Annotated in this window: 9 protein-coding genes; 6 read left to right on the top strand and 3 right to left on the bottom strand. The window is 71.9% G+C overall.

Going from position 1 to position 13,252, the window contains the following annotated elements; all coding sequences use genetic code 11:
• Positions 1–22: 22 nt before the first annotated feature.
• The gene (locus tag ACH4UM_RS17840; RefSeq protein WP_398179536.1) at positions 23–691 is read right to left on the bottom strand and encodes an Rv3235 family protein; all 669 of its coding nucleotides are present in this window, start codon (positions 689–691) and stop codon (positions 23–25) included.
• Between the two features lie 341 nt (positions 692–1,032).
• Between ACH4UM_RS17840 and ACH4UM_RS17835 the strand changes: the two genes are divergently transcribed.
• From ACH4UM_RS17835 to ACH4UM_RS17815, 5 genes are all read left to right on the top strand, one after another.
• Positions 1,033–1,554, top strand: a complete 522-nt coding sequence (locus ACH4UM_RS17835; RefSeq protein ID WP_398179533.1) for a DUF6912 family protein — start codon at positions 1,033–1,035, stop codon at positions 1,552–1,554.
• A gap of 30 nt (positions 1,555–1,584) precedes the next feature.
• On the top strand, positions 1,585–2,253 hold the full coding sequence (locus ACH4UM_RS17830; protein WP_398179530.1) for an HAD family hydrolase: 669 nt from the start codon (positions 1,585–1,587) through the stop codon (positions 2,251–2,253).
• 1,255 nt (positions 2,254–3,508) lie between these two features.
• A complete protein-coding gene (locus tag ACH4UM_RS17825; protein ID WP_398179527.1) occupies positions 3,509–8,449 on the top strand; it encodes an NAD-glutamate dehydrogenase in 4,941 nt (1,646 codons plus the stop codon).
• Between the two features lie 138 nt (positions 8,450–8,587).
• Positions 8,588–9,091: a GtrA family protein gene (locus ACH4UM_RS17820; RefSeq protein WP_398179524.1), complete on the top strand. Its 504-nt coding sequence runs from the start codon at positions 8,588–8,590 to the stop codon at positions 9,089–9,091.
• A complete protein-coding gene (locus ACH4UM_RS17815; protein WP_398179521.1) occupies positions 9,072–10,586 on the top strand; it encodes a hypothetical protein in 1,515 nt (504 codons plus the stop codon). Before ACH4UM_RS17820 ends, ACH4UM_RS17815 begins: the two co-directional genes overlap by 20 nt.
• A 64-nt stretch (positions 10,587–10,650) precedes the next feature.
• On the opposite strand, the gene ACH4UM_RS17810 is transcribed toward ACH4UM_RS17815, so the two are convergent.
• Both ACH4UM_RS17810 and ACH4UM_RS17805 read right to left on the bottom strand, forming a co-directional pair.
• Complete coding sequence (locus tag ACH4UM_RS17810; protein ID WP_398179622.1) at positions 10,651–11,442, bottom strand: ABC transporter ATP-binding protein; 792 nt, start codon at positions 11,440–11,442, stop codon at positions 10,651–10,653.
• Between the two features lie 13 nt (positions 11,443–11,455).
• A complete protein-coding gene (locus tag ACH4UM_RS17805; RefSeq protein ID WP_398179518.1) occupies positions 11,456–12,370 on the bottom strand; it encodes an ABC transporter permease in 915 nt (304 codons plus the stop codon).
• Between the two features lie 182 nt (positions 12,371–12,552).
• Between ACH4UM_RS17805 and ACH4UM_RS17800 the strand changes: the two genes are divergently transcribed.
• Positions 12,553–13,179, top strand: a complete 627-nt coding sequence (locus ACH4UM_RS17800; protein WP_398179515.1) for a TetR/AcrR family transcriptional regulator — start codon at positions 12,553–12,555, stop codon at positions 13,177–13,179.
• Positions 13,180–13,252 lie beyond the last annotated feature (73 nt).

The following is a 13,252-nucleotide window of genomic DNA, read 5'->3' as shown; positions in this document are numbered from 1 at the left end:
GTTGGGTGGGGCGCGGCCGGGATCAGTCGTCGTCCGTCCTGGGCGTGCGGGGGCCGCCCAGTTCCACCGCCGTGCAGCGCCAGCGCAGATCGCGGCCCAGCTCCAGGCGGAAGGCCATCGCGCGCAGCTGGTCGCCGGCGCCGATGCGGGCGAAGGCTTCGAGGGCGCCCGGGCGGGGCTCGTAGTAGCCGATGTCGCGGACGACGGGGCGGGCGCCCCGGGTGCGCAGGGGGCCGCGTTCGGCGAGCCGGGCCAGCTCGTCGTAGGCACGGCCCGCGGTGTGCCGGAGCATCCAGTGCACGGGCCGCTGCCCGCTGAGCACGGCGAGCAGCCGGTCGGCGAAGAGGTCGGTGGTGACGGGGTGCGGGGCCGTCCGCGGGGCGGCCTGTGCGGCCTGTGCCACGGCCTGTGCGGCCTGCGCCGCGGTGGCGGTGGCGGTGCCTCCGGCCGAGACGGCTCGGGCCCCTCTCGTGTCGCTTCGGCCGGGCCCGGCGCCGGGGCGGGTGTCGGTGGGGCCGGTGCGCGCGGGGGGCCGCCCGCCCGGCGCGCCCGGCGGGCGGCCGTCGCCCGGCGTGCGGGAGCGGGCTCCGTCCGGAGTCCGGGGCGGGGGGCCGCCGGGGCGGCGGGCGTCGTGGCGGCCCGGTGGGCGGGTGCCCGGGCGGCGCTGGATCCTGGTCATGACCTTGTTCATGGGGTCCCCGTTCGGTGCGAGCCGGGCGATACCGGGCAGTAACTTGCTGCTGGGGATCTTGTACGGGGCCGGTGCCGGTGGCGGCAAGGAGGGTGCGGTCCGGGTCGGACGGCGGAGAAGTTCACCCATCCGTGTGATCCCGGGGCCCGCGAACCCCGGGAGAACGGGGGCGCACCGGGTGAGACGAGGGGCGTGGAGTGGACGCGTCCGAGGGCGTGGGCAGGGGCCCGAAAGGGGACGCCCGCACGTATCCTGAAGGCCGTCCGGGAGCCGTGGGATCGTCGTGATCGGAAAGCTTCCCGGAGCACCTGCGGAGCCTCCGACCACGAAAGCGGCCAGCCATGCGTGTCTACGTCCCCCTGACCCTCCCCGGTCTCGCCGAGGCGTACAGGACGGGTGAGCTGGGAGCGGGGCCGCTCGTCGCGTACGCCGTCACGCCCGCCCTGCGCGAGTGGTACCTCTCCGACGACATCGAGGAACTGGAGTACGCCGCGCTGAGCCGGGCCGCGCTGGGCTCGCTGCGGCTGCTGGCCGGCGACCCGGACGCGGCCCCTCGCAGGGTGGTCGTCGCCGTCGACGTACCCGACGCGGCGGCGACGGCCGACCCCGACCGGGGGCTCGACCCCGCCGCGCTGGGCGAGGTGCGGGTGACCGGGACCGTACCGCTGGCGAAGGCGGCCGCGGTGCATGCCGACTCGGCGGACGCGGAGGCGGACGTGTCCGCGGCGGCGCGGGCGCTCGAGGCCGCGGACGCCGGGGACGACGACGCGCAGTTCGTCGTGGACGGGGCCGAGGACCACGAGCTGCTGTGGTACGCCACGCAGGAGATCCCGAACCTCGTCGGGCTGGGTGGGGGGTCCTGAATGTCAGTGGTGGCGGGTACGTTCTCTGACATGGGGATGCAGTCAGGGGCGCACATCGTCTGGGACTGGAACGGCACGCTGTTCCATGACAACGACGCGGTCGTCGGCGCGACGAACGCCGCGTTCGCCGAGCTCGGCCTGGAGCCGATCACACTGGAGCGGTACCGCGCCCTGTACTGCGTGCCGGTACCGAAGTTCTACGAGCGGCTCCTCGGCCGGCTGCCGACCGAGGCCGAGTGGGACGTCATGGACGAGGTCTTCCACCGGTACTACGCCGAGCACCGGGTCCGCTGCGGACTGGCCGACGGGGCGGTGGAGCTGCTCGCGGGGTGGGCGTCGGCCGGGCACAGCCAGTCGATCCTCAGCATGTACGGGCACGAGGAACTCGTGCCGCTGGTCAGGGGCTTCGGAATCGAGGCGCACTTCATACGCGTCGACGGGCGGACCGGGCCGTCGGGGGGCAGCAAGGCCGAGCACATGGTGCGGCACCTCGGGGCGCTGGCCGGGATGGTGAATCCCGCGCGCACGGTGGTGATCGGGGACGCCGCGGACGACGCGGTGGCCGCGCTGCACGTGGGGGCGCGGGCGGTGCTGTACACGGGCGGTTCGCACAGCCGCGCCAGCCTCGAGGAGGCCGGCGTACCGGTCGTGGACACGCTCATGGAAGCGGTCGCCGAGGCGGAGCGCCTGGCGGCGTGACGGTCGCCGGGCCCCCAAGGCCCGCCGCAACGCCCCTGCGCCACCACCTCCCGGCCTCGGCGGCCTCCGGCGACCCCAGCCGGCCAGTGACCTCGGCGGCCTCGCGGCGGCGGGCGTCCGGCGGTTTCGCAGTCCCGGGGTCCCGCGCCCCCGGGGGCCCTGGCGGCCTCGCGGTCTCCGGTGCTCCGTAGCCTCGCGGCCCCGTAGCCGCGGCGGCCTCGCGACCCTGGCAGCCCGAGGCCTCCGTGACCTTCGCGGCCCGTGACCTTCGCGGCCTGGGCAGTCCCTGGGGCCCTGGCGGCCGCGGTGCCTCGTGGCCTGGGGTGCTCCCGACCCTCGGCCTCGATACCCCGGCGGCCCCACGGCCCGGCGGCCCCGCGGCCCGGTGGTCCCGCGGCCCGGCGGCCCCGCGGCCCGGCGGCCCCGCGGCCCGGTGGTCCCGCGGCCCGGTGGTCCCGCGGCCCGGCGGCCCCGCGGCCCGGTGGTCCCGCGGCCCGGTGGTCCCGTCCCAGCCCCCCAGCCCTGAGGCTCCACGGCTCGTGTCCTGGTGGCCCGACGCGCGCGGGCGGCCCGGTGTCGGTGGTCCGGAGTGTGCGGGCGGTCCGGTGTCCGTGGTCCGGAGTGTGCGGGCGGTCCGGCGCCCGTGGTCCGGAGTGTGCGCAGGCAGGCCGGCGCCCGGGCCGGCGCGCGCAGGCAGGCCGGCGCCCGGGCCGGCGCGCGCAGGCAGGCCGGCCCGGTGTGCGCGGGCCGGCCGGTGTGCGCCGCGGGGCGGCTGGCTGTGGGTCTGAGCCGCGGTGGCCTGAATACGCCGTCCGTACCCTTTCCGCCCCTGTGCAGAACGTCAAAGTTCCACCCCTGGTTTTGTACACATACGGCTCATGACGGGCCCCCCGTGAGGAGCGATAGCCTTGTGGCGTGATCAGCGCGATAGTTCGCGGGGGCGCCGTCGCCTCCGCTGTGCGCCCGGTGAGCACGGACCACATCCGTGACCGGGCGGCGGTCGCTGGTCCTCGCGGGCGGGAAGGGGCCTCGACGGTCCCCGGGACGCCGCGTCAACCCCGGGCAGCGGCGCCGCGGAGAGCAGCGTCACACCCGTCGGGCGCGTCGGAAATGGCTGATACCCCCCCGCCCATCTCACCCAGCGGCATAGCGTCGGAGCGGACCGGACACCCCGGGCCGTGGCGTCGAGCCGCAGGGGAAGAGACCGTACTTCCTTCAACGTCACGCAACGGCGCGCGACAGGAGTCAGAGGACAATGCAGACCAAGCTGGACGAAGCCAAGGCCGAGTTGCTCGAGAGGGCTGCTCGGGTAGCTGAGAACAGCCCGGTCGGGGGGCACCTACCGACCGGGTCGACGGGCGAGGGCACCCCGGACCGGGACTCCGTGCTCTCGTTCCTCCAGCGCTACTACCTGCACACCGCCCCGGAGGATCTCGCCGACCGCGACCCGGTCGACGTCTTCGGAGCCGCCTTCTCGCACTACCGTCTGGCCGAGAAGCGCCCACAGGGCACGGCCAACGTGCGGGTCCACACCCCGACGGTCGAGGAGAACGGCTGGACCTGCAGCCACTCCGTCGTCGAGGTCGTCACCGACGACATGCCCTTCCTCGTCGACTCGGTCACCAACGAGCTGACCCGGCAGGGGCGTGGCATCCACGTCGTCATCCACCCGCAGTTCGTGGTCCGCCGTGACCTCACCGGCAAGCTCATCGAGGTGCTGCCCGCCGCGCCGGCCGGCGAGGCGCTGCCGCACGACGCGCACACCGAGTCCTGGATCCACGTCGAGATCGACCGCGAGACCGACCGCGCCGATCTGAAGCAGATCACCGCCGATCTGCTGCGCGTGCTCTCCGACGTCCGCGAGACCGTCGAGGACTGGGAGAAGATGCGGGAGGCGGCGACTCGTCTCGCCGACGGGCTGCCCGACGAGCCGGTCCCCGCCGACCTGCCCGAGCAGCAGGTCGAGGAGGCCCGCGAGCTGCTGCGCTGGCTGTCCGCCGACCACTTCACCTTCCTCGGCTACCGCGAGTACCAGCTGCGCGGCGACGACTGCCTGGCCGCCGAGCCCGGCACCGGGCTCGGCATACTGCGATCGGACCCGCAGCACGGAGGCGACGACAACCACCCGGTCAGCCCGTCCTTCGAGCGGCTGCCCGCCGACGCCCGCGCCAAGGCCCGCGAGCACAAGCTGCTCGTGCTGACCAAGGCCAACAGCCGGGCCACCGTGCACCGGCCGTCCTACCTGGACTACATCGGCGTCAAGAAGTTCGACGAGAACGGCGAGGTCGTCGGCGAGCGCCGCTTCCTCGGGCTGTTCTCGTCCGCCGCGTACACCGAATCGGTGCGCCGGGTCCCGGTCATCCGCCGCAAGGTCGAGGAGGTCCTCGAGCGCGCCGGCTTCTCGCCCAACAGCCACGACGGGCGCGACCTGCTGCAGATCCTCGAGACCTACCCGCGCGACGAGCTCTTCCAGACCCCGGTCGCCGAGCTGCAGTCGATCGTCACCTCGGTGCTGTATCTGCAGGAGCGCCGCCGGCTGCGCCTGTATCTGCGCCAGGACGAGTACGGGCGCTACTACTCGGCGCTCGTCTACCTCCCGCGCGACCGCTACACCACGGGCGTGCGCCTGAGGATCATCGACATCCTGAAGGAGGAACTCGGCGGCATCAGCGTCGACTTCACCGCCTGGAACACCGAGTCGATCCTCTCCCGGCTGCACTTCGTCGTCCGCGTCCCGCAGGGCACCGAGCTGCCGCAGCTGTCCGACGCGGACAAGGAGCGCATCGAGGCCCGGCTGGTGGAGGCCGCCCGCTCCTGGGCCGATGCCTTCGCCGAGGCGCTGACCGCCGAGCTCGGCGAGGAGCACGCGGCCGAGCTGCTGCGCCGCTACAACAACGCCTTCCCCGAGGGCTACAAGGCCGACCACACCCCGCGTGCGGCGGTGGCGGACCTGATCCACCTCGAAGCGCTCAACGAGGACATGACGTTCGCGCTGAGCCTGTACGAGCCGGTGGGCGCCGCGCCCGAGGAGCGCCGGTTCAAGATCTACCAGAAGGGCGGCTCGGTCTCCCTGTCCGCCGTGCTGCCGGTGCTGAGCCGGCTGGGCGTGGAGGTCACCGACGAGCGGCCCTACGAGCTGCGCTGCGCGGACCGGACGACGGCGTGGATCTACGACTTCGGTCTGCGCATGCCGAAGACGGCCGTGGCCGGCGGCACCGGCGACTACCTCGGTGACGACGCCCGTGAGCGTTTCCAGGACGCCTTCGCCGCCGCCTGGACCGGCAAGGCGGAGAACGACGGGTTCAACGCCCTGGTGCTGAGCGCCGGACTGGGCTGGCGCCAGGCGATGGTGCTGCGCGCCTACGCCAAGTACCTGCGCCAGGCGGGCTCCACCTTCAGCCAGGACTACATGGAGGACACCCTCCGCAACAACGTCCACACCACCCGTCTGCTCGTCTCCCTCTTCGAGGCGCGGATGGCGCCGCAGCGGCAGCGGGCCGGGCACGAGCTGGTGGACGCGCTGCTCGAAGAGGTCGACGCGGCCCTCGACCAGGTGGCCTCCCTGGACGAGGACCGCATCCTGCGCTCCTTCCTCACCGTCATCAGGGCGACGCTGCGCACCAACTTCTTCCAGGAGGCGCTCGGCGGCCACCCGCACGACTACGTCTCCATGAAGTTCGACCCGCAGGCCATCCCGGACCTGCCGGCGCCGCGCCCGGCGTACGAGATCTGGGTGTACTCGCCGCGGGTCGAGGGCGTGCACCTGCGCTTCGGCAAGGTCGCGCGAGGCGGTTTGCGCTGGTCCGACCGCCGCGAGGACTTCCGCACCGAGATTCTCGGCCTGGTCAAGGCGCAGATGGTCAAGAACACCGTCATCGTGCCGGTGGGCGCCAAGGGCGGCTTCGTCGCCAAACAGCTGCCCGACCCGAGCGTGGACCGGGAAGCGTGGCTGGCGGAGGGCATCGCCAGCTACAAGACCTTCATCTCGGCGCTGCTCGACATCACCGACAACATGGTCGCGGGCGAGGTCGTGCCCCCGCAGGACGTGGTGCGGCACGACGGCGACGACACCTACCTGGTGGTCGCGGCCGACAAGGGCACGGCGACGTTCTCGGACATCGCCAACGAGGTCGCGCAGTCGTACAACTTCTGGCTCGGCGACGCCTTCGCCTCCGGCGGCTCCGCGGGCTACGACCACAAGGGCATGGGCATCACCGCCCGCGGCGCCTGGGAGTCCGTCAAGCGGCACTTCCGGGAGCTGGACGTCGACACCCAGAGCCAGGACTTCACGGTCGTCGGCATCGGTGACATGTCCGGTGACGTGTTCGGCAACGGCATGCTGCTGAGCGAGCACATCCGCCTGGTGGCCGCCTTCGACCACCGGCACATCTTCATCGACCCCAACCCGGACACGGCCACCGGCTACGCCGAGCGCCGCCGCCTGTTCGAGCTGCCGCGCTCCTCCTGGGGCGACTACGACACCGAGCTGCTGTCGGCCGGCGGCGGTGTGTTCCCGCGCACCGCGAAGGCCATCACGGTCAACGCGCACATCCGCGAGGCCCTGGGCATCGAGTCCGGCGTCACCAAGCTGACCCCGGCCGACCTGATGCGGGCGATCCTCAAGGCCCCGGTGGACCTGCTGTGGAACGGCGGCATCGGTACGTACGTCAAGGCGTCCACGGAGTCCAACGCGGACGTGGGCGACAAGGCCAACGACGCGATCCGCGTCGACGGGGCGGACCTCAGGGTCAAGGTCGTCGGCGAGGGCGGCAACCTGGGTCTGACCCAGCTGGGCCGGATCGAGTTCGCGCACGCCGGTGGCAAGGTCAACACGGACGCCATCGACAACAGCGCGGGCGTGGACACCTCCGACCACGAGGTGAACATCAAGATCCTGCTCAACGGCCTGGTAGCGGACGGCGACATGACCGTCAAGCAGCGCAACAAGCTGCTCGCCGAGATGACCGACGAGGTCGGTGCCCTGGTGCTGCGCAACAACTACGCGCAGAACACGGCGATCGCCAACGCGCTCGCCCAGTCCAAGGACATGCTCCACGCCCAGCAGCGCTTCATGAAGCACCTGGTGCGCGAGGGCCATCTGGACCGGGCGCTGGAGTTCCTGCCCACCGACCGTCAGGTCCGCGAGCGGCTCGGCACCGGGCACGGCCTGACCGGTCCGGAGACGGCCGTCCTGCTGGCGTACACGAAGATCACGGTGGCCGAGGAACTGCTGCACACCTCGCTGCCGGACGACCCGTATCTGCGCGGCCTGCTGCACGCCTACTTCCCCACGGCGCTGCGCGAGCAGTTCGGCGAGCAGATCGACAGCCACCCGCTGCACCGTGAGATCACCACGACCGTCCTGGTCAACGACACGGTCAACACCGGTGGTACGACGTATCTGCACCGGCTGCGGGAGGAGACGGGCGCGTCGCTGGAGGAGATCGTCCGGGCGCAGACCGCGGCCCGCGCGATCTTCCGCTCCGCCCCGGTGTGGGACGCGGTCGAGGGGCTGGACAACAAGGTCGAGTCCGAGGTGCAGACCCGCATCCGGCTGCACTCGCGCCGTCTGGTCGAGCGCGGCACACGCTGGCTGCTGAACAACCGGCCGCAGCCGCTGGAGCTGTCGGAGACGGTGGCGTTCTTCTCCGAGCGGGTCGAGCAGGTGTGGGCCCAGCTGCCGAAGCTGCTCAGGGGCGCGGACCTGGAGTGGTACCAGCAGGTCTACGACGAGCTGTCCGCCGCCGGCGTCCCGGACGAACTGGCCACGCGCGTGGCCGGGTTCTCCTCCGCCTTCCCGGCGCTGGACATCGTCCTGGTGGCCGACCGGATGGGCAAGGACCCGATGGACGTCGCCGAGGTGTACTACGACCTCGCCGACCGCCTCAGCATCACCCAGCTGATGGACCGCATCATCGAGCTGCCGCGCAACGACCGCTGGCAGTCCATGGCCCGCGCGGCGATCCGCGAGGACCTGTACGCGGCGCACGCGGCCCTGACCTCGGACGTCCTGGCCGTCGGCAACGGCAGCTCCACGCCGGAGCAGCGCTTCAAGCTCTGGGAGCAGAAGAACGCGGCGCTGCTCTCCCGCGCGCGCACCACCCTGGTGGAGATCCGCAGCTCCGACGAGTTCGACCTCGCCAACCTGTCGGTGGCGATGCGGACCATGCGCACGCTGCTGCGGTCGCACGCGTAGAACTCACCCGATCGAGGGCGCCCCGGGCCACAGCGGCCCGGGGCGCCTTCATGTCGTTTTCTTGTGCGGGTTTAAGAAACGCCGCACGGCGAATTTACCTTTTCCTGTTAATCGGGATGAATCGGATAATGTGGCCGTGTGACTGTGAACCTCGCCGAGAGCCGTCCGGCCGCGAACGCCCCCGCACCCGTACGTGTCACAGCAAACCTTCCACTTCCGGACCGGCCGCTCGCGCGTCTCGTCCTCGAAGCGGTGAAATTCGCGGTCGTAGGCGGAAGCGGTGTCGTCGTCAACTTTCTGGTCTTCGGTCTCCTGCTGGAGGGCCTGGGCCGGTCGGCGATGACCGCAACGGTCCTGGCCAGCTGCGTCGCGATGGCCACGAATTACCTGGGCTTCCGCCATTTCGCCTATCGGGACCGGGCCTCGTGCACCGCGCGCCACATCGCACTGTTCTTCGCCTTCAGTGGCGTCGGTGTGGTGATGGAAAGCGCACTGTTCTACATCGGTTATCACGGCCTGGGAATGCGCGGCCCGGTCGGCGTGAATGCGGTGAAGGCTCTCTCCATCGTCCTGGCCTCCGCATTCCGCTTCCTCGTCTGCCGCACCTGGGTCTTCCGGCACGATGCGCGCCGCGCCGCCTGAGGCGCGCCCCGCGGGCAGAGCCGCGCCGCGGCCACCGGCCCCCACGAGACGGGCCGTCGCGCCCCGGGCCGCCGCCGCGCTTGTCGTCGTCCTGCTGCTCGGGGTCATAGTCCGGCTGCCGTGGGCCGGCGACCTCGGCATGCACGCGGCGACCATCGAACGCCTCCGCCACAGCCTCCTGCATCCCGGCAACCCGCTCGTGGACGCCGACACCCCGAGCCCGTACTACTCGCCGTGGATGCTGCTGCTCGGCTGTGTCGCCCGGGCCACCGGCCTGTCGGTCTTCATTGTTCTGCGGTTCGCCGCGCTGGCCGGGCTCACGCTGCTGGTGACGGGCGTGTGGCGGTACGTCAGGACGCTGAGCCGGCACCCGGCGGCGCCCGCCCTTGCCGCGTTGAGCCTGGTCCTGCTGTGGGGCACGGCCGTGATCAACTGGAGCGGCTTCCTCTCCTTCAACTCCCTCGCGCTGACGGTCTCGTACCCGAGCGTGTTCGCCCTCGGCCTCACCTTCCACCACTGGGCGTGGCTCACCCGGGCACTGCGCGTGCCGGCGGGGTGGGCGGTGTGGCTCGGGCTCGGGGCGCTGTGGGCGCTGATCCTGCTCTGCCACCAGTTCACCGGGGTCGTCGACACGCTGGGCGGGCTCGCCGCGGTCATCGCGGCCCGGCCCCCGCGGTGGCTGTGGCCGCGGCCCGCCGCCGGTGCGGCGCTGGGCCTGCTGGTGCTGTGGCTGTGGCCGTACTACGACTTCTTCGCGCTGTTCTCCTCGGGCGGCGGCCTGGAGGAGGTGCACCGGGCGCTCTACACGCACCTCTCCGGCCGCTACTGGCTGGCGCTGCTCGGTGTGGCCGCGCTGTTCCTGCGGTGGCGGCGCGACCGGTGGGACCCGCTGGCGATCTTCTTCGTGCTGGGCGCGCTGGTGTGCGCGGCCGGCTTCGCCGTAGGTCACTACTCCTGGGGCCGGGCCCTGCCCGCCGCCCTGATCCCGGCGCAGCTCGCCGCGGCGCTGGAGGTGGTCCAGGGCGGTCGGCGGGCCGTGCGGCTGCGCTGGGCCTGGGTGCTGTCCGGCGCGCTGGCCGTGGGCGCGTGGACCCAGGCCGGGGCCGTCGGCTATGTCGTGGGCCGCGCCGCGCTGCCGGATGCGCTCGCGGCCAACTACACGCCCCCGTGGGCCGGTTACTACTGGATCACCCCGTATGTGAAGTACGGGGAGGTGGTCATGGCCCGCGACTTCCCCGCCTGCCTGATCCCGGCCTACGGCCCCTACACCGTCGCCCCCGGCTACCCGGACTTCTTCCTCCCGGACGAGTCACAGCGTGAGACGGCCGTCCAGCGCTACTACACCCGCGGCACGCCGCGTGCCGTCCGCAGGGACATCCTGCGGACCTACGACGTCCGCTGGGTCGTCGACACCGGACAGCTCCCGCCCGACCCCGCCCTGCGCCCGGTGGCCCACGGCCCGAACGGCCAGGTGCTGTACGCGGTGGTGCCCTGACCGCCCGCCACAGCCGCCGCCGGCCGGCGGACGCGGGGCCGTCGGCGGCTGTGGCGGGGCGGGGTCAGGACTTGGGCTTCGTCGCCTTGTCGCTGCCGCCGGTGAAGGCCTCGTAGGCCTCCAGGACCTGCTCCGTGGGGCCGTCCATGCGCAGCACGCCGCGCTCCAGCCACAGCACACGCTCGCAGGTGTCGCGGATCGAATTGTTGTTGTGGCTGACCAGGAACACCGTGCCCGCGTGCTGGCGCAGTTCGCGGATCCGTTCCTCCGAGCGCTTCTGGAAGGAGCGGTCACCGGTGGCCAGGGCCTCGTCGATGAGCAGCACGTCGTGGTCCTTGGCGGCGGCGATGGAGAAACGCAGCCGGGCCGCCATGCCGGAGGAGTACGTCCGCATCGGCAGGGTGATGAAGTCGCCCTTCTCGTTGATGCCGGAGAAGTCGACGATGTCCTGGTAGCGCTCCTTGATCTGCTCCCGGGTCATGCCCATGGCCAGGCCGCCGAGGTGGACGTTGCGCTCGCCGGTCAGGTCGTTCATCAGGGCCGCGTTGACGCCGAGGAGGGAGGGCTGGCCGTCGGTGTAGATCCTGCCGTTCTCCACCGGCAGCAGGCCCGCGACCGCCTTGAGCAGCGTGGACTTGCCCGAGCCGTTGGTGCCGATCAGGCCGATCGCCTCGCCCTTGTAGGCGACGAAGGACACGTTCTTCACCGCGTGCACCCGGCGCACGCCCGCCGCCTTCTCGGCCTTCTCGCGGCGCATGATGCGGTTCAGGGCGGCGGTGGCGCTGCCCCTGCCGGAACCGGTGCCGTTGACCCGGTAGACGATGTCGACCCGGTCGGCGATGACGGTGGGGATCATTTCGGTCTTCCGCTCAGCCACGGCCGTACGTCTCCTCGGCCTTCCAGAAGTAGATGAAGCCGCCGACGCCGGCGAGCAGCGCCCAGCCCAGCGCGTAGGCCCACACGTGGTGCGGCAGCTGGTGGGCCTTGAAGCTGTCGATCAGCGCGAAGCGCATCAGGTCGATGTAGACGGCGGCCGGGTTGGCCTCCAGCAGCGTCTTGACGATGTGCGGCATGCTGCTGTGCTTGAGCGTCGCGTCGATGCTCCACATGACGCCCGAGACGTACATCCAGGTGCGCAGCAGGAAGGGCATCAGCTGTGCGATGTCCGGGGTCTTCGCGCCCAGCCGGGCCATCACCATCGAGACGCCCGCGTTGAACACGAACTGCAGCACCAGCACCGGGAACGCCAGCAGCCACGCCATGCCGGGCGTCACGCCGAAGCAGAGCAGGATCACCACCAGGGCGCCCATCGAGAACAGCAGCTGCTGGAGCTGCTGCAGCGCGAAGGAGACCGGCAGCGCGGCCCGCGGGAAGTGCAGGGCCCGCACCAGGCCGAGGTTGCCGGAGATCGCCCGGGTGCCCGCCATGATCGAGTTCGATGTGAACGTCCAGACGAAGACACCCGTCACCAGGAACGGGATGTAGTCCGAGACGCCGCGGCTGGTGCCCAGCAGGATGCCGAAGATGAAGTAGTACACCGCGGCGTTCAGCAGCGGCGTGGCGACCTGCCAGACCTGGCCGAGCTTCGCCTCGCTGTACTGGGCGGTGAGCTTGGCCGTGGCGAACGCGCTGATGAAGTGGCGCCGCGCCCACAGCTGGCGCACGTACTCGCGCAGCGAGGGGCGGGCACCGCTGACGGACAGGCCGTGGCGGGCGGCGAGCGCCGCGAGGTCGTCCTCGGCCTGGGCCGGGGCGGAGGGCGGTGTGTGGAGGACCTGGCTCACATCCGCTGCTTTCGTCGGGGGGAGGGGGTGCGGGCGTCCGGGTTCGTGTCCGCCGCCCGTTTCCTTACGGTTCTCTTCACGTTTTCTTACGCCGGAACGGCACCGTATCGTCGCAACGCGAGCGTAGGCCGAAGTGACGTCGGAACGCAACCGTTTCGTCGTAACGCCCTATGCTTGACGGCATGACGACAAACGCCGACGAGCCCCAGACGCGTCCGCGCCGCCGGGTCCCTGCCGGGGCGGCCGTACTGAGGGAGGACGTGACGGAGGCGATCCGTGCCGCTGTCTTCGAGGAGCTCGCGGCCGTCGGCTACGCGCGCATGTCCATCGAGGGGATCGCGCGGCGCGCGGGCGTCGGCAAGACGGCCGTGTACCGCCGCTGGCGCTCCAAGCTGCACCTGGTGCTCGACATCGTCTCGGCGCTCGCGGTGCAGGGCCTGCCCGCGCCGGACACCGGCTCCCTGGAGACCGACCTGCGGCTGCTGTACGAGGTGACCTCCCGCGCCCTGCGCCACCCCGTGGCCTCGCAGATCATCCCCGACCTCCAGGCCGAGGCGGCCCGCAATCCCGAGATCGCCGAGGCCATGCAGAAGGCCGTGCGCGACGGCCAGGAGAGCGTCGCCAGCAGCATCCTGGCCGCGGCCGAGCAGCGCGGCGAGATCCGCCCGGGCCTGGACCCGGACCTCACCCTCGACCTGATCTCGGGCCCGCTGTACTGGCGAGCGGTCGTCATCCGCACCCCGAAGCTGCCCAAGGGCTACCTGGACGGTCTGACGCGGGCGACGGCCGCGGCGATCAAGGCCCTGTGAGCGCCGCCGTGAAGACCGCCGTGCGCGCCACCGCAAGGCCGCTGTGACGCTGCCGTGCACGCCGCTGTGAAGC

This window comes from Streptomyces sp. NPDC020801, from assembly GCF_044334385.1.
Taxonomy (GTDB): Bacteria; Actinomycetota; Actinomycetes; order Streptomycetales; family Streptomycetaceae; genus Streptomyces.
Note: the sequence above shows the minus strand (reverse complement) of the source record. Positions and strands in the feature narration are given on the sequence as shown.